General features: G+C 70.1%; 18 protein-coding genes. 11 read left to right on the plus strand and 7 right to left on the minus strand.

Annotated elements, in window-relative coordinates:
- Window positions 1-31: 31 nt before the first annotated feature.
- Window positions 32-970 (minus strand): PAC2 family protein, encoded by a 939-nt coding sequence (locus ACFV6V_RS23170; RefSeq protein ID WP_385568087.1) that lies wholly within the window; start codon window positions 968-970, stop codon window positions 32-34.
- 145 nt (window positions 971-1,115) lie between these two features.
- Window positions 1,116-2,609 carry a 30S ribosomal protein S1 gene (gene rpsA / locus ACFV6V_RS23175; protein ID WP_385568090.1) on the minus strand — a complete coding sequence of 498 codons (1,494 nt, stop codon included), beginning with the start codon at window positions 2,607-2,609 and terminating at the stop codon, window positions 1,116-1,118.
- Between the two features lie 394 nt (window positions 2,610-3,003).
- On the opposite strand from rpsA, the gene ACFV6V_RS23180 reads away from it, so the two are divergent.
- Together ACFV6V_RS23180 and hrpB are read left to right on the plus strand one after the other, a co-directional pair.
- Window positions 3,004-3,831, plus strand: coding sequence for a class I SAM-dependent methyltransferase (locus ACFV6V_RS23180; RefSeq protein WP_385568092.1), 828 nt, complete (start codon window positions 3,004-3,006; stop codon window positions 3,829-3,831).
- On the plus strand, window positions 3,828-6,362 hold the full coding sequence (gene hrpB, locus ACFV6V_RS23185) for an ATP-dependent helicase HrpB (protein WP_385568095.1): 2,535 nt from the start codon (window positions 3,828-3,830) through the stop codon (window positions 6,360-6,362). The genes ACFV6V_RS23180 and hrpB overlap by 4 nt, the downstream gene beginning before the upstream one ends.
- Here hrpB and ACFV6V_RS23190 read toward each other — a convergent pair.
- The 3 genes from ACFV6V_RS23190 to ACFV6V_RS23200 form a co-directional block, all read right to left on the minus strand.
- Window positions 6,352-7,344, minus strand: a complete 993-nt coding sequence (locus ACFV6V_RS23190) for a DUF3068 domain-containing protein (protein WP_385568097.1) — start codon at window positions 7,342-7,344, stop codon at window positions 6,352-6,354. The genes hrpB and ACFV6V_RS23190 overlap by 11 nt on opposite strands.
- Before the next feature lie 18 nt (window positions 7,345-7,362).
- The gene (locus ACFV6V_RS23195) at window positions 7,363-7,500 is read right to left on the minus strand and encodes an SPW_0924 family protein (RefSeq protein WP_385568100.1); all 138 of its coding nucleotides are present in this window, start codon (window positions 7,498-7,500) and stop codon (window positions 7,363-7,365) included.
- A 168-nt stretch (window positions 7,501-7,668) separates the two neighbouring features.
- Window positions 7,669-9,417: a lytic murein transglycosylase gene (locus ACFV6V_RS23200; RefSeq protein ID WP_385568102.1), complete on the minus strand. Its 1,749-nt coding sequence runs from the start codon at window positions 9,415-9,417 to the stop codon at window positions 7,669-7,671.
- Between the two features lie 261 nt (window positions 9,418-9,678).
- Here ACFV6V_RS23200 and ACFV6V_RS23205 point away from each other — a divergent pair, with 261 nt between their 5' ends.
- Window positions 9,679-10,536, plus strand: coding sequence for a DUF4184 family protein (locus tag ACFV6V_RS23205; RefSeq protein ID WP_385568104.1), 858 nt, complete (start codon window positions 9,679-9,681; stop codon window positions 10,534-10,536).
- A 137-nt stretch (window positions 10,537-10,673) separates the two neighbouring features.
- Here the strand turns inward: ACFV6V_RS23205 and polA are convergent, their stop codons facing one another.
- Window positions 10,674-13,385 (minus strand): DNA polymerase I, encoded by a 2,712-nt coding sequence (gene polA / locus ACFV6V_RS23210; RefSeq protein ID WP_385568107.1) that lies wholly within the window; start codon window positions 13,383-13,385, stop codon window positions 10,674-10,676.
- A 132-nt stretch (window positions 13,386-13,517) separates the two neighbouring features.
- Here polA and ACFV6V_RS23215 point away from each other — a divergent pair, with 132 nt between their 5' ends.
- Together ACFV6V_RS23215 and ACFV6V_RS23220 are read left to right on the plus strand one after the other, a co-directional pair.
- On the plus strand, window positions 13,518-15,797 hold the full coding sequence (locus tag ACFV6V_RS23215) for an FdhF/YdeP family oxidoreductase (RefSeq protein ID WP_385568109.1): 2,280 nt from the start codon (window positions 13,518-13,520) through the stop codon (window positions 15,795-15,797).
- An 82-nt stretch (window positions 15,798-15,879) separates the two neighbouring features.
- Window positions 15,880-16,377 carry a PaaI family thioesterase gene (locus tag ACFV6V_RS23220; protein WP_385568112.1) on the plus strand — a complete coding sequence of 166 codons (498 nt, stop codon included), beginning with the start codon at window positions 15,880-15,882 and terminating at the stop codon, window positions 16,375-16,377.
- Between the two features lie 206 nt (window positions 16,378-16,583).
- Here ACFV6V_RS23220 and ACFV6V_RS23225 read toward each other — a convergent pair whose 3' ends face one another.
- Window positions 16,584-18,551: a Xaa-Pro dipeptidyl-peptidase gene (locus ACFV6V_RS23225; RefSeq protein WP_385568113.1), complete on the minus strand. Its 1,968-nt coding sequence runs from the start codon at window positions 18,549-18,551 to the stop codon at window positions 16,584-16,586.
- A gap of 155 nt (window positions 18,552-18,706) precedes the next feature.
- On the opposite strand from ACFV6V_RS23225, the gene ACFV6V_RS23230 reads away from it, so the two are divergent.
- The 6 genes from ACFV6V_RS23230 to ACFV6V_RS23255 all read left to right on the plus strand — a co-directional run bounded on the left by ACFV6V_RS23230 (window position 18,707) and on the right by ACFV6V_RS23255 (window position 25,411).
- A complete protein-coding gene (locus ACFV6V_RS23230; RefSeq protein ID WP_385568116.1) occupies window positions 18,707-19,108 on the plus strand; it encodes a hypothetical protein in 402 nt (133 codons plus the stop codon).
- A 522-nt stretch (window positions 19,109-19,630) separates the two neighbouring features.
- Complete coding sequence (locus ACFV6V_RS23235) at window positions 19,631-20,866, plus strand: ABC transporter substrate-binding protein (protein WP_385568118.1); 1,236 nt, start codon at window positions 19,631-19,633, stop codon at window positions 20,864-20,866.
- A 102-nt stretch (window positions 20,867-20,968) separates the two neighbouring features.
- Window positions 20,969-21,901 (plus strand): branched-chain amino acid ABC transporter permease, encoded by a 933-nt coding sequence (locus tag ACFV6V_RS23240; protein ID WP_361278158.1) that lies wholly within the window; start codon window positions 20,969-20,971, stop codon window positions 21,899-21,901.
- A gap of 5 nt (window positions 21,902-21,906) precedes the next feature.
- Window positions 21,907-23,649 (plus strand): branched-chain amino acid ABC transporter permease, encoded by a 1,743-nt coding sequence (locus ACFV6V_RS23245; RefSeq protein ID WP_385568129.1) that lies wholly within the window; start codon window positions 21,907-21,909, stop codon window positions 23,647-23,649.
- Window positions 23,650-23,654: 5 nt separating this feature from the next.
- Window positions 23,655-24,698: an ATP-binding cassette domain-containing protein gene (locus ACFV6V_RS23250; RefSeq protein ID WP_385568132.1), complete on the plus strand. Its 1,044-nt coding sequence runs from the start codon at window positions 23,655-23,657 to the stop codon at window positions 24,696-24,698.
- Complete coding sequence (locus tag ACFV6V_RS23255) at window positions 24,695-25,411, plus strand: ABC transporter ATP-binding protein (RefSeq protein ID WP_361278160.1); 717 nt, start codon at window positions 24,695-24,697, stop codon at window positions 25,409-25,411. The genes ACFV6V_RS23250 and ACFV6V_RS23255 overlap by 4 nt, the downstream gene beginning before the upstream one ends.
- The last annotated feature ends 73 nt before the right edge of the window (window positions 25,412-25,484 follow it).

The raw sequence follows: 25,484 nt of genomic DNA on the forward strand, positions 1-25,484 counted from the left end.
GAGCGGAAGCTTAGGGGTGCGTTCCACGCGTCTATGCCTCGCCCTCCCGCTCGGCCAGGAACCGCTCGAACTCGCGGCCGATCTCGTCAGCGGACGGCAGATCCACGGGTTCGGCGACCAGACTGCCGCGCGTATCGGCTCCGGCGACCGCGTCGTACTGATGCTCGAGTCCGCGGACCAGCGTCACCAGCTCCTCGTCACCTTCGCCGATCTGCCGTTCGATCTCGGTCTGGGTGAGCTGAGCCTGGGCGCGGAGCGCGTGCGCCACGCCCGGCAGCACCAGGCCCGTGGCAGCGGTGATCGCCTCGACGGCGGTGAGCGCGGCGTCGGGGTAGGCGGAGCGGGCGACGTAGTGCGGTACGTGCGCGGCGATACCGAGGACGTCCTGGCCCCACTCCATCAGCCGGTACTCCACGAGCGCTTCCGCACTGCCCGGCACCTGCGCCTCGTCGAAGGGGCTCCGATGCCCCGGAGTGAGGTCGGTGCGGTTGCCGTGCGGGGTGATCCCGACCGGCCGGGTGTGCGGGACGCCCATCGGGATGCCGTGGAAGTTCACGGAGAGGCGCACTCCGAGGCGCTCGACGATCTGCCGGACGGCGGCGGCGAAGCGCTCCCACTCGACGTCCGGCTCGGGTCCGGAGAGCAGCAGGAAGGGCGCCCCGGTGGCGTCCTGGACCAGCCGGACCTCCAAAGCGGGCGTTTCATAGCCCGCCCAGCGGTCGCGCCGGAAGGTCAGCAGCGGCCGGCGGGCACGGTAGTCCACGAGCCTGTCGTGGTCGAAGCGGGCCACCACCTGGTGCGGAAGCGAATCCAGCAGCGAGCCCACGATCTGCTCGCCGGCCTCCCCCGCGTCGATATAGCCCTCGAAGTGGTAAAGCATCACGAGCCCTGACGACTCCTGCGCCAGCGCCATGTCGACAACCGCGAGCCCCTTGGGGTCCCACTCGTACAAACTCTGCGGATCAAGCACCTTAACGCCCCTCTTCCGGTTGCCCGTTACAACATCACGGAGGGGGTGGTCATTCCCGGGGCAAACGCCAAGGCCCGCCCCCCGAAAAGGGGGCGGGCCTCGGTGGTGCTATCGCCTAGCGGCTAGCGTCCGGCCGTGAGCCTTGTCAGCTCTGGCCGCCGGCCAGCTTCTCGCGGAGGGCGGCGAGGGCCTCGTCCGACGCCAGGGCGCCGGAGTTGTCGTCCGACTCCGAGGAGTACGAACCACCCTGCGGCGCGTCGGCCGGAGCGGCGGCGCCACCCTCGGCGGCAGCGGCCTCGTCGGCCTCGCGGGACTTGATGACCTGCGCCTGGTGCTGCTCGAAGCGCTGCTGCGCCTCGGCGTACTGGCGCTCCCACTCCTCGCGCTGCTTCTCGAAACCGTCGAGCCAGTCGTTGGTCTCGGGGTCGAAGCCCTCGGGGTAGATGTAGTTGCCCTGGTCGTCGTAGGACGCGGCCATGCCGTACAGGGTCGGGTCGAACTCGACCGACGCCGGGTCGGCACCGAAGGACTCGTTGGCCTGCTTCAGGGACAGCGAGATCCGGCGACGCTCGAGGTCGATGTCGATGACCTTGACGAAGATCTCGTCGTTGACCTGGACGACCTGCTCCGGGATCTCCACGTGGCGCTCGGCCAGCTCGGAGATGTGGACCAGACCCTCGATGCCCTCGTCCACACGGACGAACGCGCCGAACGGAACCAGCTTGGTGACCTTGCCCGGGACGACCTGGCCGATCTGGTGCGTACGGGCGAACTGCTGCCACGGGTCTTCCTGCGTCGCCTTCAGCGACAGGGAGACACGCTCGCGGTCCATGTCGACGTCGAGAACCTCGACGGTGACTTCCTGGCCGACCTCGACAACCTCGGACGGGTGGTCGATGTGCTTCCAGGACAGCTCGGAGACGTGAACCAGACCGTCGACGCCACCCAGGTCCACGAAGGCACCGAAGTTGACGATCGAGGAGACGACGCCGGAACGCACCTGACCCTTCTGGAGGGTGGTGAGGAACGTCTGGCGGACCTCGGACTGGGTCTGCTCCAGCCAGGCACGGCGGGACAGGACCACGTTGTTGCGGTTCTTGTCCAGCTCGATGATCTTGGCCTCGAGCTCCTTGCCGACGTACGGCTGGAGGTCGCGGACACGGCGCATCTCGACCAGGGAGGCCGGGAGGAAGCCGCGGAGGCCGATGTCGAGGATGAGACCACCCTTGACGACCTCGATGACGGTACCGGTGACGATGCCGTCCTCTTCCTTGATCTTCTCGATGGTGCCCCAGGCGCGCTCGTACTGGGCGCGCTTCTTCGAGAGGATCAGGCGGCCTTCCTTGTCCTCCTTCTGGAGAACCAGGGCCTCGATCTCGTCGCCGACCTTGACGACCTCGTTCGGGTCGACGTCGTGCTTGATCGAGAGCTCGCGGCTCGGGATGACACCTTCGGTCTTGTAACCGATGTCGAGCAGGACCTCGTCCCGGTCGACCTTCACGATGACGCCGTCGACGATGTCGCCGTCGTTGAAGTACTTGATCGTCTCGTCGATCGCGGCGAGGAAGGCTTCCTCGTTACCGATGTCGTTGACCGCAACCTGCGGGGTGGTGGCGGTGGTCTCGGTGCTGCTCGTCATGTGGGAAAGGGCTCCGGTACGGACATTGAAGTCGTAGGTACTGCTACGCCGTGAGCCCGTATCGCAGCTGAAGAAGCCGGACAGCCAAGGAAGCGCCAACCCGAGGGGAATGGCGCCTCGACAACCGAGGGGACATACAACAGATGCGAGCGCGGCCTGCTCGGTCTGAGGCGCGCAAGCCCGCAGCGCAACCTTTAGCATAAGGGCGCAGCAGGGCATGGTCAATGCGCGAAGGCCACCACCGTGGGCGGAAAAGCGCATACCCGGCACAACTAAGGTTTGCCGAGGCCACGATGAGCCGCAGCGCACGCGCCGCGCGACACGACGGCGCCCGCAGCACGTCCCCAGCGGCACCTCCGGCAGAGACCTTCAGCAACGTACAACGACGGGCGAAATGATCCAAGAGGACGAACAAGAGTACGAACCGCAAGCCGTACGGCGCACCGCGGAGTACGCGGAGAGCAGCCGGGCCAGCCGCGGCTGGTGGGACCGGAACGCGGACGAGTACCAGATGGAGCACGGGACGTTCCTGGGCGACGACCGCTTCGTCTGGGGCCCCGAGGGGCTCGACGAGGCCGAAGCCCGGCTGCTCGGACCCGCGGAGACGCTGAAGGACCTGCGCGTGCTGGAGATCGGGGCGGGCGCGGCGCAGTGCTCGCGCTGGCTGGCGGCGCAGGGGGCGCGACCGGTGGCCCTGGACCTGTCGCACCGGCAGCTCCAGCACGCGCTGCGGATCGGCACCGGCTTTCCGCTCGTGGAGGCCGACGCGGGGGCGCTGCCCTTCGCCGACGGTTCCTTCGGCCTGGTGTGCTCGGCATACGGGGCGGTGCCCTTCGTCCCCGACGCGGTGAAGGTGTTCCGCGAGGTGCGGCGCGTGCTGCGGCCCGGTGGCCGCTGGGTGTTCTCGGTGACCCATCCGGTCCGCTGGGCCTTCCCGGACGAGCCGGGCCCGGAGGGGCTGAGCGTGGCCGCCTCGTACTTCGACCGGACCCCCTACGTCGAGCAGGACGAGCAGGGTCGCGCCATCTATGTGGAGCACCACCGCACGGTCGGCGACTGGGTGCGCGCGCTGGTCACCGGGGGCTTCCGGCTGCTGGATCTGGTCGAGCCCGAGTGGCCCGAGTGGAACGACCAGGAGTGGGGCGGCTGGTCTCCGCTGCGGGGGCATCTGATCCCCGGCACGGCGATCTTCGTCTGCGAGCGTGAAGAGCCGGGGGCGTGATCGGCGCGGACACACTGGCGGGGCTGCCCGTACGGACCGCCCTGCCCGCGCTCGAGCGTGCGCTGGACGCGCACGGCGCGGCAGTGCTCTGCGCACCGCCCGGGACCGGCAAGACGACCCTCGTGCCGCTGGCCCTGGCAGGGCTGGTCGAGGACGGCGCACGCGGCGGCGGCAAGGTCCTCGTCGCAGAACCGCGCCGGATCGCGGCACGGGCCGCGGCGCGCCGGATGGCCTGGCTGCTCGGGGAGCGGGTCGGTGGGCGGGTCGGCTTCACGGTGCGCGGCGAACGGGTCGTCGGGCCCGGGACCGTCGTCGAGGTGGTCACCACGGGTGTGCTGCTCCAGCGGCTCCAGCGGGACCAGGAGCTGTCCGGGGTCGGCACGGTGATCCTCGACGAATGCCATGAGCGGCATCTGGACGCGGACACCGTGGCGGCCTTCCTTCTCGATGTGCGTGCGGCTCTGCGGCCCGAGCTGAGGCTGGTGGCCGCATCCGCGACCACGGATGCCGCCGGGTGGGCACGACTGCTCGGCGACGCGCCGGTGGTCGAGGCGGAGGGTGTCGCACATCCGGTGGAGGTGGTCTGGGCTCCCCCGGCCGGTCCGGTGCGCCCGCCGCACGGGATGCGGGTGGACCCGGCCCTGCTGGCGCATGTGGCATCGGTGGTGCGCCGGGCGCTGTCCGCCCACACCGGTGACGTGCTCTGCTTCCTCCCCGGCGCCGGGGAGCTCGCACGGGTCGCAGGGCTGCTGTCGGACGTGGACGCCGAAGTGCTCCAGGTGCACGGTCGGGCACCGGCCGCGACGCAGGACGCCGTGCTGTCACCGGGGCGGCGGCGCCGGGTGGTGCTGGCGACGGCGGTGGCTGAGTCCTCGCTGACCGTGCCGGGGGTGCGGGTGGTGGTGGACTCGGGTCTCGCACGCGAGCCGCGTATGGACCACGCACGGGGTATCGGCTCCCTGACGACCGTGCGGGCCTCGCAGGCGGCGGCCCGACAGCGTGCGGGCCGGGCGGGGCGTGAGGCGCCGGGCACCGTGTACCGCTGCTGGTCCGAGGCGGAGGACGTACGGCTGCCCCGGTTCCCCGCTCCCGAGATCCAGGTCGCGGACCTGACCGCGTTCGCCCTCCAGGCGGCGTGCTGGGGCGACCCCTCGGCCTCCGGGCTCGCCCTGCTGGATCCACCGCCTGGCGGCGCGATGGCCGCCGCCCGCGCGGTGCTCGGCGCGATCGGCGCGGTGGACGGGTCGGGGCGCGCCACGGACCGGGGTGTCAGGCTGGCGCGCGTCGGTGTTCATCCCCGGCTCGCCCGCGCGCTGGTGGACGGGGCCTCGGAGGTGGGTACGCGGCGCGCCTCCGAGGTGGTGGCACTGCTGAGCGAGGAGCCGCCCCGGGCGTACGGGGACGATCTGGCAGCGGTGTGGCGCACGGCGCGGCGGAGCGGTGACGCCTACGGGGCGCGCTGGCGGGCGGAGGCGGGGCGACTGGCACGCTCGCTCGGCGAGCGGGTGCCGGAGGCGGCGGCCGGTGGCCGGGGCGGCGAAGCCCCGGCCGGCACGGCCCATGCCGCGGATGACACGGTCGCCGGTCTCGTCACGGCGCTCGCTTTTCCCGAACGGGTCGCCCGGGCGCGCGGGGAGCGGGCGTTTCTCATGGCTTCCGGGACGGGAGCGGAGCTGGGTGAGGGGTCAGGGCTGCGCAATGCGTCCTGGCTGGCGGTGGCCGTCGCGGACCGGCCGGTGCACGCCGCGTCGGCACGGGTACGGCTCGCCGCCGTCATCGACGAGGACACGGCGCGCACCGCCGCCTCGCATCTGCTCTCCGGCGGCGAGGAGGTGCACTGGGAGGACGGCGACCTCGTGGCCCGCCAGGTGCTGCGGCTGGGTGCGGTCGAGCTGCTCGTACGGCCGCTGAAGAAGCCGGGTGCGGGGCTTGTCCGGGATGCGCTGATGGAGGGACTGCGGCGGGAGGGGCTCGGACTGCTGGCCTGGTCGCGGGAGGCGGCGGCCTTCCGGCAGCGGCTCGCCTTTCTGCACCGGGTCCTGGGGACCCCGTGGCCGGCGGTGGCCGATGACGGGGCCCTGCTGGACCGGGCCGATGAGTGGCTGGAGCCGGAGCTGTCCCGGGCCCGCCGCCGCGCCGATCTGGGCCGTATCGATGCCGGAGAGGCGCTCCGCCGGCTGCTGCCCTGGGCGAGTGGTGATGCCGCGCGTCTGGACGAGCTCGCGCCCGAGCGGATCGAGGTACCGAGCGGATCGCGGATCCGGGTCGACTACTCGGCTGAGCAGCCGGTGCTCGCCGTGAAGCTCCAGGAGTTGTTCGGGCTGTCGGCGACGCCGACCGTCGCGGGGGTGCCGGTGCTGGTGCACCTGCTGTCACCCGCCGGGCGGCCGGCCGCGGTCACCGCCGATCTCGCGTCCTTCTGGCGCGATGGCTACCGGGCCGTCCGAGCGGAACTGCGCGGCCGCTATCCGAAGCATCCATGGCCCGAGGACCCGTCCACCGCCCAACCGACCCGTGGGGTCAAGCGCTGACCGGCGCGGGCTCAGGCCGCAGTGGGGGCCGGCCTTCCGGTCGGCGTGAGCGCGCCTCCAGACAGAGGGAGAGCGCCAGCAGCAGGAGCCCGAGCGCCGTGAAACCCCAGGGCAGGTAGGAGACCAGCAGCAGCACGGTCGTCCGGTTGGCCGAGACCAGGGCCACGGTGTGGTCGACGTAGTCCTCGCGCATCTTCACATGGCCCGAGAAGGCCGTGACCTTGTCCCTGCCTCCCAGCAGCGAGCCGCCGCGCAGCTCCTCGGTGTGGATCTCCTCGCCGTTGACGGGTGCGCCGGTGACCGGCTCGACCCAGAACATCCGCTTGGTGGTGTACCAGCGGCTGGTGCCGGTCTGCTTCTCCAGCGTGGTGGCGTCGATGCCGGGGAGCGGCATCTTCTTCGGGTACGCGACCTTGGTCCAGGGGATGGTCTGCTCGAAGTAGTAGACCTCGAGGCCGCGGAAGGTCCGGGTCCCCTTGTAGTGGATGGGCGCCGATGTACGGGTCTGGGCGTCGAAGTACTCGTAGTCCCGCTGCTCGGTGAGGAAGGGGAACTTGAACTCGATGCCCTCGCGGCGCACCGCGTCGCCGTCGACCGACTCACCGGTGGCGTGCACGGGGGCCTGGGTGTGGGCGTCGAAGACATAGCGCTCGGGGATCTGGGAGACCATCGCGCCGTCGGGGCCCTGGACGTACGACAGGGAGTCCCAGACCACGACATCGCGCCCCGCGTCCCGTTCGATCCTCTGGGACTCCTCGACGTTGCCCTTGAGGGTCTGCACGATGGTGACCTTGTCGACCTGCTCGGCCTGCATCGTGTCGTAGCGAAGCAGCGTCGCGGGCTTCGCCTCCAGCACCATCTCCTGGTACTGCGAGGGCGGGATCTTCGCCAGCCTCGGGAAGGCGTACCAGCGCAGCACAGGCGCCAGCGCGCCGAAGAAGACGGCGAGGGCGAGCAGGACCAGGCTGACGCGGCGGCGCATGGCGGCGGCTCCTTCCGGCTACTGCTTGGGGCCGGGGACGGTGGTCAGGAGCGGCTTGGGGGATGTCTCCCCCGGCGGTACGTCGCGGACCGCGATGAGCAGCACGACGAGCAGCACCGCGGCCAGCCCGATGGCGGCGGCGACGAGGGCGCGCATGGGCCCCCCTCCCCGATCTGATGTGGCGTCAGAAACGCCGGAGTCCGGGCACCGTAGCAACGCGGCCGCGAGATGAGAACACGTCGCACCGCACGACGACACCGCCCCTTCGCCACGACGGGCGGAAGGGGCGGTGGGCGGAAGGGACGGTGGGTACGAACCCCGGTCTCAGCCCTGCGGCTCCGGGTCGACGGCCGGTTCGGTGCCGATGACAGGTTCGGTGCCGATGACCGGGGCGGCGGTGACCTTCAGCTCAAGGGTGAGCGTGCCGCCACCCTCGGCGGTGAGGCGCAGCTTGAAGGTGCCCACCTCGTCGTCCGCGTAGATCTTCGGGAGGACGAGCATGCCGTTCTCGTCGGTCTTCAGCCCGGTGAGGCTCCGGACGGACTTGCCGTCCTCGTCCTTGAAGCAGGGGCCCTCGGTGTTCTCGGCCGGGCCCTCGGCATCGGTGATCATGGTGGCGGTCACGGCCACACCGGCGGCGGTGGCCCCCTTGAGGGTGGCCTTGAGCTCGATCGCCTCGGCGAACTCGGCGCCGGCCACGGCCGTCAGCTCCTTGTCGCCGGTGCGCTCCAGCGCGTCGGCCTGACGGGCCACGACGGACGCGAGGTAGTCCACGCCGGGCAGGTTGCGGCCGTTGACCGTGACCCGGATGGTGAAGTCCCCGGTCTTCTCACCGGCGCGCAGCACAGGTGCGACGGCGATGCCGTCGGCCCCGGTGGCGACGAGGACCTTCTTACGTCCCTGGGTGAAGCGGGCGTCGGTGTCACCGACGATCTCGAAGGCGATCACGGCCTTGCCGACGGCGGTCCCGCCGCGGTTCTCGGCGCGGACCTTGACCCGCTCGCCGAACTCCTCACCCGCAGGGGCCGCGAGCGTGCCGCTGGCCGCGTCCTCGATCCGGGCGACGCCCTCGGTGGGCGTCGGCGTGCTCGTACCGTCGCCGGGCTCGGGCTTCGACGGCGTGGGCGGTTTGGGCGGCGCGGAGGGCTTGACCGGCGGCTTGGCCGGGGCGGGCTTGGCGGGGGCGGGCTTGGCGGGCGCGGGTCCCGGGGCGACGGGGGCGGTCGGCGTGGTGACCGGTGTGACGTCGTCGTCGCTGCGGTCGACGGGCAGCACACCCGTGCCGTCCGGGACCTCATGGGTGCCGCGGTTGTAGAAGTCGAACCACGAGAGCACCGTGCGCAGATACTCCTGCGAGTGGTTGTAGCTGAGGATCGCCCGCTCCATGCCCGCCGACTGCGACAGGTCACGGCCGTCGGCGCACAGGTACTTCCCGGCCGCGAGTGCGGCGTCGTAGATGTTGTTCGGATCCTTGGTGCCGTCGCCGTTGCCGTCCTGGCCCCAGCCGTCCCAGGTGGAGGGGATGAACTGCATCGGGCCGACCGCCCGGTCATGGGTCCGGTCGCCGTCGTACGCACCGTCGTCGGTGTCGGAGATGTTGGCGAACCCCACGCCGTTGAGGACCGGGCCCAGGATCGGGGAGGTCGTGGTGCCGTCGGCGCTCACCCGACCGCCGCTCGCGTGCCCGGACTCGACCTTGCCGATCGCGGCGAGCAACTGCCAGGGGAGGCGGCAGGCGGGGTCGGAGGTCGTCAGGGAAGCCTCGGCCCGCTTGTAGGCGTCGAGCACCGTGGCCGGGATTCCGGCTTCCGAGGGGCCGGTGACCACCGGGGTCTGCGGAGCCACACCTGGCTTGTTCGGGGTGTTGAGCGGCGGGAGGTCCGTGTAGTAGGGGGAGTCACCCGTGGCCGTGCTCGCGGGCGGGGTGGTCGAGCCCGCCGCGTTGCCGTCACTTCCCGCTGCGGCGGGCGTGACACCCGGCGCCTGCGACGCGGAGAGCGCGGCCACCGCAGCCGCGGCCACCGCTGTGGTGGTCGCTCCCTTGCGCAGTCGGCGGCTGAAATGCGCTGCCATACGTCTGTTTCCTCCCCGTTGGCGAACCTCGCGCTCCCCGCGCGACACCCCCAAGACCCTACGGCAAGGCGGAAGACCGAAACACCGGATACCCGGCCGCTCTTGCCGGTTGTTCACCCATCGGTCATCCGGCCCGAAGGAAGCGGTACGAGGCGCTCCCGTTCACAGGGCGGACGATCAGCATCGCGCATACTAGGTGACATTTACCGGGTGACACTTTCCGGGTCACATGGTCCGCAACCGGCCTGACTGGGGTTCTTCATGCCGTTCACACTCAGCCACGCGGCGGCGGTGCTGCCGGGGATCAGGAGGGACGGCTCGGCACGTGGCCCGCTGGTCGCGTCGGCACTGGTCGCGGGGTCCTTCGCACCCGATATGACATATTTCGCGGCAAGCGTGCACCCCGAAGCGATGTTCTTCGGGGACGTCACCCACAGCCTCAAAGGCATGCTGACGGTTGATGTGGCCATCACGGCGGCGCTGGTGGGGCTGTGGGTGCTGGTCCGCGACCCCCTGGTGGCACTGCTGCCGCACAGTCGGCAGGGACGGATCCATACGCTGCTGCGGGGGCCGGCCCGGGCTCAGCGATCCCCCGCGGCCTGGATGTTCCTCTTCTATGTGTCTGCCGCGCTCGGCGCGGCCACACATGTGGTGTGGGACTCCTTCACGCACTTCGACCGCTGGGGCGTGCGGGCTCTGCCGGTGCTGAGCGAGCTGGTCGCCGGCTTCCCGCTCTATCTGTACACGCAGTACGGCAGTTCGGCGGTGGCGCTCATCGCCGTCGTCTGGTTCGTCACCTCGGCACTGCGCCGGGTACCGGGACCGGTCCCGGTGCCGCCCGGGGTGCCGCTGCTCGGCCGCGGGGACCGGCTGGCCGCCGGGGCGCTGATCGCGGTGTGCGTGCTGGCCGGGATGACACATCGCTGTGTGCGGTTCTATCAGTACTGGGGCCGGATCGACACGCCTCTCGACATCATCCCGACGGCCTGCTTCGGGGCGGGCGCGGGGCTGGCGGCGGGGATCGTGCTCTACGCGCTGGCGGTCCGGCTCCGCCCCGACCGCACGGCCGCGGACGGTGCCCGCGAGAAGACCGCCGCGGACGGCGCGGGCGTGAGCTGAGCGGTCAGGCCGTCCAAGGAGCCCCCAGCCGGCACGCGACGCCGGAGGGGTGTCCCCCTCTATATACCCGCCAGGCAGACCCCAGGCGCGCCGGGCGGACCGCTGGCCCGCCCGGCACCTTCAGGCCTTGCCCGGGCTCAGTGCGCTGCCGACTCCCAGTCCGGTCCGACGCCCACCGAGACATCCAGCGGTGCCAGCAGTTCCACCGCTGTCGACATCTCCTGGCGCACGATCTCCTCGACCTGCTCCCGCTCGCCGGGGGCGAGTTCCAGGACGATTTCGTCGTGGACCTGGAGCAGCATGCGGGAGGTGAGGCCCGCTGCGCGCAGGGCTGTGCCGACACGCACCATGGCCAGCTTGACGATGTCCGCGGCCGTGCCCTGGATCGGTGCGTTCAGCGCCATGCGCTCGGCGGCCTCGCGACGCTGGCGGTTGTCGCTGTTGAGGTCGGGCAGATAGCGGCGACGGCCCAGCATCGTGGCCGTGTAGCCGGTGGCCCGTGCCTCGTCCACCACCCGGCGCAGATAGTCGCGGACCCCGCCGAAGCGCTCGAAGTAGGTGTCCATCAGGGCCCGGGCCTCAGCCGCCTCGATGTTGAGCTGCTGTGACAGCCCGAACGCCGAGAGGCCGTACGCCAGTCCGTAGGACATCGCCTTGATCTTACGGCGCATCTCCGCGTCGACCGCCGACCGCTCGACGCCGAACACCTGGGAGGCGACCGTCGTGTGCAGGTCCTCGCCCGAGGTGAAGGCCTCGATCAGGCCCTCGTCCTCCGAGAGGTGGGCCATCACCCGCAGCTCGATCTGGCTGTAGTCGGCGGTCATCAGGGCCTCGAAGCCCTCACCGACCACGAACCCGCGCCGGATCGCCCGGCCCTCGTCGGTGCGCACCGGCACGTTCTGGAGGTTGGGGTCGATGGAGGAGAGCCGGCCGGTGGCCGCGACGGTCTGGCTGAAGGTGGTGTGGATCCGGCCGTCGGCGGCGATCGTCTTGATCAGGCCCTCGACGGTGGAGCGCAGCCGCGCCTGCTCGCGGTGACGCAGCATGATGACCGGCAGATCGTGCTCGGTCTGGGACGCCAGCCAGGCCAGCGCGTCCGCGTCCGTGGTGTAGCCGGTCTTGGTCTTCTTCGTCTTGGGGAGGTTCAGCTCGCCGAACAGGACCTCTTGGAGCTGCTTGGGCGATCCGAGGTTGAACTCATGGCCGACCGCGGCGTGCGCCTCCTTGACGGCCTGCTGCACGGCCCCGGCGAACTGCTGCTCCATCGCTTCCAGATGGGCGCGGTCGGCGGCGATGCCGTGCCGCTCCATCCGGGCGAGCAGCAGCGACGTGGGCAGTTCCACGTCGTGGAGCAGCCCTGCCGCGCCCACGTCCACCAGCTTTTCGCCGAAGGCCTCGCCGAGGTCGAGTACGGCCCGGGCCTGTGCCATCAGGGCGTCCGCCTCGGCCTGCTCGTCCGTGCCGAAGGCGAGCTGACCGTCGGCGGCCGCCGGGGCCAGCTCGCGGTGCAGATACTCGACGGACAGGGTGTCCAGCGCGAAGGAGCGGCGACCCGGCTTGACCAGGTAGGCGGCGAGCGCGGTGTCCATCGTCACGCCCTGGATGTCCCAGCCGTGCTCGGGGAAGACCCGCAGCGCCTCCTTGGCGCTGTGGATCACCTTCGGGCGGGCCGGGTCCGCGATCCAGGCGGCGAAGGCCCGCTCGTCGGTCTCGTCCAGCTTGGTGGTGTCGAACCAGGCCGCGCTGCCGGTGGCCGCGGCCAGGGCGATCTCGCTGACGCTGCCCACACCCAGGGCCCAGCTCGCGACCGTGGCCACGCCCAGCGGCTGCCCCGCGTGCTGCTCCAGCCAGGCGGCCAGCTCACCGGTGCCCAGCACGCTGCCGTCGAGCTCCACTCCGGCGGCGGGGGCGGGTGCCGCTTCCTCCTCGGCACCCGGGTCGACCGCGAGCAGCCGCTCCCTCAGGCTCGGGTTGCGGATCTCCAGGACCTCCAGGAAGCCCTGGAGCGCTGTTCTGTCGTAGGCGGCGCGCTCCAGGTCGGCGACGGATCCGGGCAGCTCCACGTCGCGAACCATCTCGGTCAGTCGGCGGTTGAGCTTGACGGCCTCCAGATGGTCGCGGAACGCCTGGCCCACCTTGCCCTTGACCTCGTCGGCGCGCTCGACCAACTCCGCGAACGAACCGAACTGGTTGATCCACTTCGCGGCGGTCTTCTCGCCGACGCCGGGAATCCCCGGCAGGTTGTCCGACGGGTCACCGCGCAGGGCGGCGAAGTCCGGGTACTGCCGCGGGGAGAGTCCGTACTTCTCCTCGACCTTCTCCGGGGTGAAGCGGGTGAGCTCGGAGACGCCCTTGGTCGGGTAGAGCACGGTGACATGATCGGTGACGAGCTGGAAGGAGTCCCGGTCACCGGTGACGATCAGCACCTCGAACCCGGCGGCCTCCGCCTGGGTGGCCAGGGTGGCGATGATGTCGTCGGCCTCGAAGCCGTCCACCGCGAAGCGCACCGCGTTCATGGTGTCGAGCAGCTCGCCGATCAGCTCGACCTGCCCCTTGAACTCGTCCGGGGTCTTGGAGCGGTTCGCCTTGTACTCGGGGAAGTCCTCGGAGCGCCAGGTCTTGCGGGACACGTCGAAGGCCACGGCGAAGTGCGTAGGCGCCTCGTCGCGCAGGGTGTTCGCCAGCATCGACGCGAAGCCGTAGATGGCGTTGGTCGTCTGGCCGCTCGCCGTTGTGAAGTTCTCCGCGGGCAGCGCGAAGAACGCCCGGTACGCCAGGGAGTGCCCGTCCATGAGGAGCAGGCGCGGGCGGGTTTCTTCTGGGGTCTTCTTCGATGCTGTCTCTGCCACGGACACGATCCTCCCACGGAGCACTGACAACGCTTCCCGCGACGGCGGACACGGCCGGACGGGCCCGTGTCCGCCGTCGCGTGACAGGATCTGTACCGGAGACGACTCATTCCGCGCTCGAGAAGGAGCACGATGGCCAGCAAGCCGCCCTCCGGTGACCCCGTCCAGGACGCGCCCCAGGTGGGTGCGCCCCAGCACGCCGCGGCCGGGCTGCCCGCGATCGGGCACACGCTGAGGGTCGCGCAGCAGCAGATGGGAGTGGCGCGCACCGCCAGGACCCTGCTCAAGGTGAACCAGAAGGACGGCTTCGACTGCCCCGGCTGCGCCTGGCCGGAGGGGGACAAGCGACACCTGGCCGAGTTCTGCGAGAACGGCGCGAAGGCGGTCGCCGAGGAGGCGACGCTGCGCCGGGTGTCGCCCGCGTTCTTCGCCGCGCATCCGCTGTCCGAGCTCGAACGGCGCAGCGGCTACTGGCTGGGGCAGCAGGGGCGTATCACCGAGCCCGTGTATCTGCCCGAGGGTGCCGAGCACTACGAGGCGGTGAGCTGGGAGCGGGCGTTCGCGATCATCGCGGAGGAGCTGACGGGCCTGTCGTCGCCGGACGAGGCACTGTTCTACACCTCGGGCCGCACCAGCAACGAGGCCGCTTTCCTGCTCCAGTTGTTCGCCCGCGAATTCGGCACCAACAACCTGCCGGACTGCTCCAACATGTGCCATGAGTCATCGGGCTCGGCGCTGACCGAGACGCTGGGCGTCGGCAAGGGAAGCGTCTCCCTGGAGGATCTGCACCAGGCGGATCTGATCATCGTCGCGGGCCAGAACCCGGGCACGAACCACCCGCGGATGCTGTCCGCGCTGGAGCTGGCCAAGAAGTCCGGCGCGCGGATCATCTCGGTGAACCCGCTGCCGGAGGCCGGTCTGGGGCGGTTCAAGAACCCGCAGACCCCGAAGGGCATGCTCAAGGGCGCCGCGCTGAACGACCTGTTCCTCCAGATCCGCATAGGTGGCGACCAGGCGCTGTTCCGCCTCCTCAACAGGCTGGTCCTGGAGACCGAGGGCGCGGTCGACGAAGCGTTCGTACGCGAGCACACGCACGGTTTCGAGGAGTTCGCCGCCGCGGCCCGGGCCGCGGACTGGGACGAAACGCTCGCCGCGACCGGCCTGGAGCGCTCCGAGATCGAGCGTGCGCTGCGCATGGTCCTGGAGTCCGAGCGCACGATCGTCTGCTGGGCGATGGGGCTGACGCAGCACAAGCACTCCGTGGCCACCATCCGCGAGGTGGTCAACTTCCTGCTGCTGCGCGGGAACGTCGGCCGGCCGGGGGCGGGGGTCTGCCCGGTGCGCGGGCACTCCAATGTGCAGGGCGACCGCACGATGGGCATCTTCGAGCGGCCTTCGCCCGCTTTTCTCGACGCCTTGGAGAAGGAGTTCGGCTTCGCACCGCCGCGCCACCACGGCATGGACGTGGTGCGCTCCATCCGGGCGCTGCGCGACGGCGAGGCCAAGGTGTTCTTCGCTATGGGCGGCAACTTCGTGGGCGCCACTCCGGACACGGAGGTCACGGAGGCGGCGATGCGGCGGGCCCGGCTCACGGTGCATGTGTCCACGAAGCTCAACCGCTCGCACGTGGTGACGGGGCGGCGGGCGCTGATCCTTCCCACGCTCGGCCGTACCGACAAGGACGTGCAGCGCGGCGGTAAGCAGTTCGTGACCGTCGAGGACTCGATGGGCCTGGTGCACGCCTCGCGGGGCAATCTCCCCCCGGCGAGCGGGCGGCTGCTGTCGGAGCCGGCGATCGTGGCACGGCTGGCGCGGGCCGTGCTGGGCCCGGGGTCGCGAACCCCGTGGGAGGACTTCGAGCACGACTACGCGACGATCCGCGACCGGATCGCGCGGGTGGTCCCGGGCTTCGAGGACTTCAACCGGAGGATCACCCGTCCGGGCGGCTTCACCCTGCCGCACGCACCAAGGGATGAGCGCCGCTTCCCCACCGCCACGGGCAAGGCCAACTTCACGGCGGCCCCCGTGGAGTATCCCGAGCTCCCCGAGGGCCGGCTGCTGCTCCAGACCCTGCGGTCGCACGATCAGTACAACACCACGATCTACGGCCTCGACGACCGCTACCGGGGGATCAGGGGCGGCCGCCGGGTCGTGCTCGTGCACGCGGACGACGCCCGTGCGCTGGGCTTCGCGGACGGCACGTACGTCGATCTGGTGAGCGAGTGGAAGGACGGTGTGGAGCGCAGGGCTCCCGGGTTCCGGGTGGTGCACTACCCCACCGCGCGGGGCTGCGCCGCCGCGTACTACCCGGAGACCAACGTCCTGGTGCCGCTGGACGCCACCGCCGACACCAGCAACACCCCCGCGAGCAAGTCCGTGGTGGTCCGTCTGGAACAATCACCGTCCGCCTAAGCGTTTGCTCAGGCAGCTGACGACAGAGGGACGAGTGACGGACGTCGGACGACGCCGTACACAGACGAACGGAGCCGGGCCCATGGGCGAGCAGACCAGCGTGAAGTTCCCGCAGGAAGTCATCGACGAGTACGCGGCGCTGGGCATCGATCTGCCCGGCCTCTTCTCCGCCGGGCACCTCGGCGAACGTATGGGCGTCCGGATCGTCGAGGCCTCCGCGGACCGCGTGGTGGGCACCATGCCGGTAGAGGGCAACACCCAGCCGTACGGGCTGCTGCACGGCGGCGCGTCCGCCGTGCTGGCCGAGACCCTCGGTTCGGTGGGCACGATGCTGCACGGCGGCATCTCCAAGATCGCCGTCGGCGTGGACCTGAACTGCACCCACCACCGGGGCGTCCGCTCCGGCCTGGTCACCGGAGTGGCCACTCCGGTGCACCGGGGCCGCTCCACCGCCACGTACGAGATCGTGATCACCGACGAGCAGGAGAAGCGGGTCTGCACGGCCCGGCTGACCTGCCTGCTGCGTGATGTCCGCCCCCAGGACGCGGAGAACCTCCCGGGAGCGGGGACCACGGCCTGACCCGTGCCGTGGCCGAAAGTACTGCCGTGTTCTCGCGGCGTCCGGTGCACCGTGCTTCCCCCGGCCCTGGGCCGGGGGAAGCACCGCAAGGCGGAGCGTCACCCTCGTACGGGACGCACCCGGGTGCCACGACACGAAGCAAGGGGGAGCACGGCGGTGGCGCCACGAGCCGGTGAAGCCTCCGGCCACGGCACCAGCGACCCGCGCTACCCGCTGACCGGCAGGGTGACGCTGCTGAACCCCGCTCGGACCGACAGCCGTGTCCCGGCCGGGTAGCGCAGGGTGTAGTCGTAGTCGGTCGAGATCAGCACCACTCCCAGCCGGTGGCCCTTCTTGAAGACGTAGTCCTGCGGTTGCATGGCCCACTTCAGCCGGTACTCGCGGCCCTCGACCACCTTGCTCTCGTGGGCGAGGGAGGACCGGTTGCGGATGTCGAGCCAGCCGCGCGAGACGATCTTGAAGTCGGCGGTCTCGGTACGGTGGACGGTCCGGTAGGTGCACCCGGTGTCACCGGGGATGCCCTCGCCGTAGCAGATCTGCTGCGAGGTGTCGGGGGTCGTGGCCGCGACGGCGCGGGTGTCGGCGCCGTAGTCGACCAGCAGCGCCGTGACATACGGGGACGAGCCGGCGAGCGAGGCGCGTACCGACAACTCCGGGGTGCCGTTGACCCGCAGATCGGCCGGGAGCGGGCCGGTCGTGTACCCGAGCCGGTCCGGGCGTGCCGTGTCGGGGCCGGCGACCAGCTGCTCGGCGGGGACGGTGCGGCCGGCGTCGGTCATCGTCTGCCGCACGGGCGCTCCCGGGTGCGGCGACAGGCCATCGGCGTTCAGCCGCAGGGTGAGGTCGCGGGTGGAGCGCTCCGGCCACTCGCCCTGCTGCCGCCAGCTGAAGTCCGCCTGTTCGACATCGACGCGGGGCGCGCTGAGCGCGCCGTTGTCCAGCCCGTACAGGAAGTGGTCGAACCACTGGTGCAGCTGGGTCAGCCACTCCTCCATGCGCAGGGGCATGGGATTGATGTGGCCCGCCTGGTGCAGCCAGAGTTTGCGGGGCACATGATGCTTCTTGAGGGCCTCCCAGAGCTGCCCGAAGTGCTGGGTCTTCACATTCCAGTCGTTGCCGCCGTGCACGACGAAGACCCCTGCCTTGATCTTCCGCACGTCCTTCAGATAGTCCCGCTCCCGCCAGAAGGGACCGAAGTCGCCGCTGACACGGTCCTGTTCGGCGGTCAACCGGTCGATCACGGGCTTGCAGACCTCGCGGTCGGCGCGGGTGTGGACGTACTTCGCGAGCACATCGGTGTCCTCGCCCTGGTAGCCGCCGGGCGCGACAACTCCGCCGCCCGCGCGGTAGTAGTCGTACCAGGACGAGATCCCGGAGATCGGCACGATCGCCTTGAGCCCCTCAACCCCGGTCGTCGCGACGGCGGTCGGCAGGGTGCCGTTGTACGAGACGCCCATCATCGCGGCGTTCCCGGTGGACCAGTCGGCGCCGACGGGCCTGCCGTCCGGGTCCCAGCCCCTGGCGCGGCCGTTCAGCCAGTCGACGGCGGCCTTCGCGCCGAGGGTCTCGTTGCGTCCGCCCGAGGTCGGGCAGCCGGTGGAGCCTCCGGTGCCGAGGCTGTCGACCTGGGCGACGGCGTAACCGCGCGGCAGGAAGTAGTTGTCGGTGTAGCCGGACCAGACGACGGAGGGTCCGCTCGCCGCGTGGGCTGAGGTGCCTGCGGGAGCGGAGGTGCTCGCGAGACCGGGGACACGGTCCATGAGCGCCGACTGCCGGCCGGCCGGAAGTCCGTCCACGTCCACGTCCACGTGGTGGTTCTCGACCTTGTTGCCACCCGCCCAGTAGGGGCTGGCCTCGATGATGGTGGCGACCCTGAGCCCGGTGTCCGTCTCCTTGGGACGCAGGATCCTCATGCGTACGGTGTCGCGGCGGCCGTCGCCGTCGCTGTCCGCCTCCGTCTCGATGTCGACCTGCTGATACACCGCGTCGGCGCGGGAGAACACCGGCTGCGTCTCGTCGCCGACGATGCTGAGGGCGGGGGCGGCGCCCGCCTGGGCGGTGGGTGCGGGGAGGGCAGTCAGCAGGGAGGCGGCGAGAGCCACCGTCCCCCAGCTGCGCACTCTCCCCGCGAAGCGGGTTCCCTGGGCCTTGCCTGTTCGGGTGGCTCTCGCCATCGTGCCTGCCTCCGGGGCCGGGGTTAGTGACGATCACGCGGGACGCGCGAACGTATTCCATCGCTCCCGTACCAACCGCACCAGACCGCGAGTGCGCCAACACCCGTTTGCGCACGCCCTTTTGCCCCCGGCGGGCCAGGCCGTAGCGTGGTGCCATGGGGTTCACGGCGTACTCACCGCGCCGGGGCACCGCCTGCGCGCTCCTGGTCGCCGGTGCCCTTGCGGCCGCGGCGGCCTGCTCGCCCGCGGGCCGGGCCGGCACCGGTGCCACCACCCCCGCGCCCGCCACGCCCGCCGAAGTCTGCACCAGCCTCGTCGCGTACTGGGCCGAGGAGGCCCTCAAGGGCAGTACATGGGCGGGCCTCGACTGGGAGCAGAAGGGCCTGTCCAATGAGCAACTCGCCCTTCACGATGAGGTGTTGACGGAAGCCCGCGCGGAGGAGAAGCGGAATGGCCGCACCGCCGCCGTGGCGCTGGTCAGACGGGAGGCCGGCAAGAGATGCAAGGCGCAGAACGGCGCCACCGGCAGCTCCGAGAACTGGGACCTTCCCCGGTGAGCGGCCGGGTTCGCCGTCGGCTTCCAGGCGCCAGGACGGCCTGCGGGAGACCTGAGGCGGAACCTCGCGAAAGGATCACGGGACCCTGTCGGGGGTCGAACAACCTTTCCCTAAGTTAACGCTGAGTAACCAGCGCTCCCCGAGAAAGCCGCGCCGCGCACACAGCGCGGCCGAGGCCGGACGCCTCCGCGGGCATCAAGCACGGCCCCGTCATGTCAGCACCATCGCGAGCCCATGCACCTTAGCGGAACTGGGAGTTCTCACTATGTGAGAACTCGACCATCGGCCGGAAACGCCCTATCTGCCCACACAGCCCCCACGTCCTCTCCCTCGTGGCATAACAAGACAGTCACATCCTGACCTCCACCGTCCCCGGAGCCCGCCGGCTGCGCTTAGAGTCACGCCCAGTCACCGCGCCGCCGGGCGCGTCTGCAAGTACGGCACTGCCCCACCCTTCAGTACGCACCGGCAACGGAAACGGCACCTCAACCACGAGGAGGCCGCGCCAGGAAAGGACACAGCGTGCGACACCGTTCCCTGCTCATTCTCACCGCCGTGATCACCACGGGAGCACTCAGCCTCACTGCCTGCGGTTCGCGCGACGACGCCAACGGCGGCAGCAAGGACAGCAGCGGCAAGACCACCGTGGTCATCGGCGTCGACGCCCCGCTGACCGGCTCGCTGTCCGCCCTGGGCATGGGCATCAAGAACTCCGTGGACCTGGCGGTCAAGACCGCCAACAAGAACAACGAGGTCCCCGGGGTCGAGTTCAAGACCGAGGCCCTCGACGACCAGGCCCAGCCGTCGTCCGGCCAGGCCAACGCCACCAAGCTGGTCGGCATGAAGGAAGTCCTCGGCGTCGTCGGCCCGCTGAACTCCGGCGTGGCCCAGTCCATGCAGGGTGTCTTCAACTCGGCGAACCTCACCCAGGTGTCCCCCGCCAACACCGGGCCCGCGCTGACCCTGGGCGACAACTGGGGCAAGGGCGAGAAGAAGCGTCCGTTCCAGACCTACTTCCGCACCGCCACCACCGACGCCATCCAGGGCAAGTTCGCCGCGAACTACCTGTTCACCGACGCCAAGAAGAAGAAGGTCTTCGTCGTCGATGACAAGCAGACCTACGGCGCCGGCCTGGCCGCGATCTTCTCCGCGGAGTTCAAGCGCCTCGGCGGCACGGTCGTCGGCACCGACCACGTCACGGTGAAGGAGACCGACTTCTCCAGCACCGCCGACAAGGTCAAGGGCTCCGGCGCGGACTCGGTCTACTTCGGTGGCCAGTACCCCGAGGGCGGTCTGCTCGCCGACCAGATCAAGAAGGCCGGCGCCAAGATCCCCACGATGGGCGGCGACGGCATGCTGGACCCGCAGTACATCAAGGCTTCCGGTGTGTCCAACGACGGTGACCTCGCCACCTCCGTCGGCTACCCGGTCGAGAAGCTGGAGACCGCGAAGAAGTTCATCGCGGACTACAAGGCCGAGAACTACAAGGACCCGTACGCGGCCTACGGCGGCTACTCCTACGACGCGGCCTGGTCCATCATCCAGGCGGTCAAGTCGGTCGTCGCGGCGAACGACAACAAGCTCCCGGAGGACGCCCGCGCCAAGGTCACCGAGGCGATGGCCAAGGTCTCCTTCGAGGGTGTGACCGGCAAGGTCTCCTTCGACGAGTTCGGTGACACCACGAACAAGCAGCTCACCGTGTACGTCGTCAAGAACGGCGAGTTCGTGGACGTCAAGAGCGAGACGTTCCAGGACTGACCCCCACCGCAGTACCCAGCACCACATGATCCAGCCCGCGCGAGGGCGCAAACAGCGCCCTCGCGCGGTTTCATATCCGACACCTTCATCGGAGGCCCTGCGGTGAACGAACTGCCGCAACAGCTGGCCAATGGCCTTGCCCTCGGTGCCCTATACGGCCTCATCGCCATCGGGTACACCATGGTCTACGGCATCGTCCAGCTCATCAACTTCGCCCACGGCGAGATCTTCATGATCGGGGGCTTCGGCGCCCTCACCACCTACATATGGCTCCCCAGTGGAACCCCGCTCCTGGTGGCGATCCCGCTCATGATCATCGGTGGCGCGATCGCCTCCGTAGCCGTCGCCACCGCCGCGGAACGCTTTGCGTACCGGCCACTGCGCAGCGCCCCGCGCCTGGCCCCGCTCATCACCGCGATCGGTCTGTCCATCGCGCTCCAGCAGCTCATCTGGGGCTTCTACCCGGGCGCCAAGTCCGCCAAGAGCTTCCCCGAGTTCACCGGCGAGTCGTTCAAGATCTTCGACAACCTCGCCATCCAGCAGTCCGACGCCTTCGTGCTGATCCTCGCCCCGCTCTGCATGCTCGGCCTGGGACTCTTCGTCTCCAAGAGCCGCAGCGGCCGTGCCATGCAGGCCACCGCCCAGGACCCGGACACCGCGAAGCTGATGGGCATCAACACCGACCGCATCATCGTGATGGCCTTCGCCATCGGCGCCGCCTTCGCCGCGGTCGCAGCGGTCGCCTACGGCCTGGACAAGGGCCAGATCAACTTCGAGATGGGCTTCATCCTCGGACTCAAGGCCTTCACCGCCGCGGTCCTCGGTGGCATCGGCAACATCTACGGCGCCATGGTGGGCGGTGTCGTCCTCGGTCTCGCCGAGTCCCTGTCGATCGCCTACATCGAGAACATCCCCGGCATGCAGCAGCTCGGCGGTGGCGCCTGGTCCAACGTCTGGGCTTTCGTACTCCTCATCGTCGTGCTTCTCGTCAGGCCACAGGGCCTGCTCGGTGAGCGCGTCGCGGATCGGGCGTGAGAATGATGACGACCTCCGACACCACCAAGGCAACGGGCACCATCCCCGCCGACGGCGCCTCCAAGGTGACCACCCTGCGCTGGCTCACCGCCGCGGGCGGCGTGGCCACCATGGCGAGCACCTTCCTGGCCTGGACCTGGACGCCGGCCTTCCCCGGCAACCTCACCATCAGCGGGTACCCCGGCGGCCTCCAGGTCCTCACCCTCGTCGCCGGCCTCCTCACCACCCTCTTCGCGCTGGGCTCGCTCGGCATCAAGGGGCTCGGCTGGCTCGTGCCCGCGGGCAGCACCAAGGCCCTCCGGGCCCTGGCCCTGGGTGGCCTCGCCACCACCTGGTTCGCCCTCGGCGCCATCACCGTCGAGCTGGGCGGCCTGATCAACCTGGAGCCCGGCGGCTTCGTCGCCGCCGTGGCCTCCGTGATCCCGGTCGCCGCCGCGTTCCAGCTGCCCGACGACACCCGCGTGGCCGCCCGGCCCAAGGAGCTCCCCTCCTGGGCCGAGATCCTGGTCATCGTCGGCGCCTTCGCGGTCGGCCTCTACGTGATCACGTACGGCATCGACACCGAGTACGCCGAGCTCTTCACCGGCTACCTCGCCGTCGTCGGCTTCGCCGCGGCCGGACTGATCAAGTCCGGGCTCATGGCGCGTCTGTCGGTGATCACCGCCAAGCACCGCCAGGTCACGCTGATCGGGGCCTTCGTCGCCGCCGCGGCGTTCCCCTTCACCCAGAACACCGACCAGTACACCCTGGTCGCGGTCAACATCCTCATCTTCGCGACCGTGGCTCTGGGCCTGAACGTCGTCGTCGGCCTCGCGGGCCTGCTCGACCTCGGATACGTCGCCTTCCTCGGCGTCGGCGCGTACACCGCCGCACTCGTCTCCGGATCGACGGCATCCGCCTTCGGTATCCACCTGCCCTTCTGGGCCGCGGTCCTGCTCGGCGCCCTCGTCTCGCTGATCTTCGGCGTCGTGATCGGCGCCCCGACCCTGCGACTGCGCGGCGACTACCTCGCCATCGTCACGCTCGGCTTCGGTGAGATCTTCCGTATCGCCATGGGCAACCTCGACGGTGTCTCCGGACCCCAGATCACCAACGGCCCGAACGGCGTCCCCAACATCCCGGACCTCGAGTTCTTCGGGTACAACTTCGGGGAGTCCCACACCGTCCTCGGCTTCGAGCTCGGCGCCTATGCGAACTACTACCTGCTGATGCTCCTCGCGACGGTCCTCGTCGTCCTGGTCTTCAGCCGCGCGGGCAGCTCCCGCATCGGCCGCGCCTGGGTCGCCATCCGCGAGGACGAGACCGCCGCCACGGCCATGGGCATCAACGGCTTCCGGGTCAAGCTGATCGCCTTCGCGCTCGGCGCCACCCTCGCCGGCCTCGCCGGAACCGTGCAGGCACACGTCCAGCACACCGTGGTCCCGGAGATGTACCAGTTCGCCGGTCCGGTGCCGCCCAACTCCGCCTTCCTTCTGGCGGCCGTCATCCTCGGCGGTATGGGCACCATCAGCGGACCGCTGCTCGGCGCCGCGCTGCTCTACATGATCCCGGCCAAGCTCCAGTTCATCCAGGACTACCAGCTGCTCGGCTTCGGCATCGCCCTCATCCTGCTGATGCGCTTCCGTCCCGAAGGCCTCATCGCCAACCGGCGCGCCCAGCTCGAGTTCCACGAGACCGGCCAACTCGACGTGCCGGAACAACGAACCCCCGATGACGCCGCTGTCGGCACGGCCAAGGCTGGGGCGTGAGCACCATGACCACCACCACCACAGAAACCAGCACGAAGACGACGGCGGAGACCGTCCTCGAAGCCAGCGGCGTCACGATGCGCTTCGGCGGCCTCACCGCCGTACGCTCCGTCGACCTCACCGTTCGCGCGGGCGAGATCGTCGGCCTCATCGGACCCAACGGTGCGGGCAAGACGACCTTCTTCAACTGCCTCACCGGGCTCTACGTGCCCACCGAGGGCAAGGTGACGTACAAGGGCACGGTGCTGCCGCCCAAGCCGCACCTCGTCACCACCGCGGGCATCGCGCGTACCTTCCAGAACATCCGGCTCTTCTCCAACATGACCGTCCTGGAGAACGTCCTCGTCGGACGCCACACCAGGACGAAGGAGGGCCTCTGGTCCGCGCTGCTGCGCGGCCCGGGCTTCAAGAAGGCCGAAGCGGCGTCGCACGCCCGTGCCATGGAACTCCTCGAGTTCATCGGTCTCGCCCACAAGGCCAACCACCTCTCGCGCAACCTGCCCTACGGCGAGCAGCGCAAGCTGGAGATCGCCCGGGCGCTCGCGAGTGACCCCGGCCTGCTGCTCCTTGACGAGCCCACGGCCGGTATGAACCCGCAGGAGACCCGAGCGGCCGAAGAGCTCATCTTCGCGATCCGCGACATGGGCATCGCCGTGCTCGTCATCGAGCACGACATGCGCTTCATCTTCAACCTGTGCGACCGGGTCGCCTGTCTCGTGCAGGGGCAGAAGCTCGTCGAGGGCACCGCGGCGGTCGTCCAGGGCGACGAGCGTGTCATCGCGGCCTACCTCGGTACGCCCTTCGAGGGTGCACCCGGGCAGGAAGAGGTCGCCGAGGTCGAGGCCGCCGAGCAGGCGACCGCGGAGGAGGCGGCCGAGGCCGCTGACGAGACCCCGGAAGCCGTAGTGGACGCCGACGAGGCGGACACCTCGGACGAGGCGGACGAGCCGGCTGACACGGACGTCTCGGACGAGGCGAACAACACCGCCGAGGCGGACAGCTCGGACGGCGACACCAGCACCACCAGCACGGAAGGAGACGCGAAGTGACCGCACTCCTCGAAGTCGAGGACCTCCGGGTCGCGTACGGCAAGATCGAGGCCGTCAAGGGCATCTCCTTCTCCGTCGAGGCCGGCCAGGTCGTGACCCTGATCGGCACCAACGGCGCCGGAAAGACCACGACACTGCGCACCCTGTCCGGACTGCTCAAGCCGTCCAGCGGCAGGATCGTCTTCGACGGACAGGCCCTCAACGGCATCCCCGCCCACAAGGTCGTGTCCCTCGGACTGGCTCACTCCCCCGAGGGCCGGCACATCTTCCCGCGCCTCAGCATCGCCGAGAACCTCCAGCTCGGAGCGTTCCTGCGCAGTGACAAGGCCGGGATCGAGAAGGACATCCAGCGCGCCTACGAGCTCTTCCCGATCCTGGGTGAGCGCCGCAAGCAGGCCGCAGGCACCCTCTCGGGCGGTGAGCAGCAGATGCTCGCGATGGGCAGGGCTCTGATGTCCCAGCCCAAGCTGCTGATGCTGGACGAGCCGTCGATGGGTCTCTCCCCGATCATGATGCAGAAGATCATGGAGACCATCACCGAGCTGAAGGCCGGCGGCACGACGATCCTGCTCGTCGAGCAGAACGCCCAGGCCGCGCTGTCCCTGGCGGACCAGGCGTATGTCATGGAGGTCGGCGAGATCAAGCTCACCGGCACCGGACAGGATCTGCTCCACGACGAGAACGTCCGCAAGACGTATCTCGGAGAGGACTGACCGGTCCGCACACACGAGGAGGGGCGCCCCCGGTGATTTAGGGGGCGGGGCGCCCGGTGTGGGCCCGCACCAC

The organism is Streptomyces sp. NPDC059828, from assembly GCF_042731955.1.
Classification (GTDB): Bacteria; Actinomycetota; Actinomycetes; order Streptomycetales; family Streptomycetaceae; genus Streptomyces.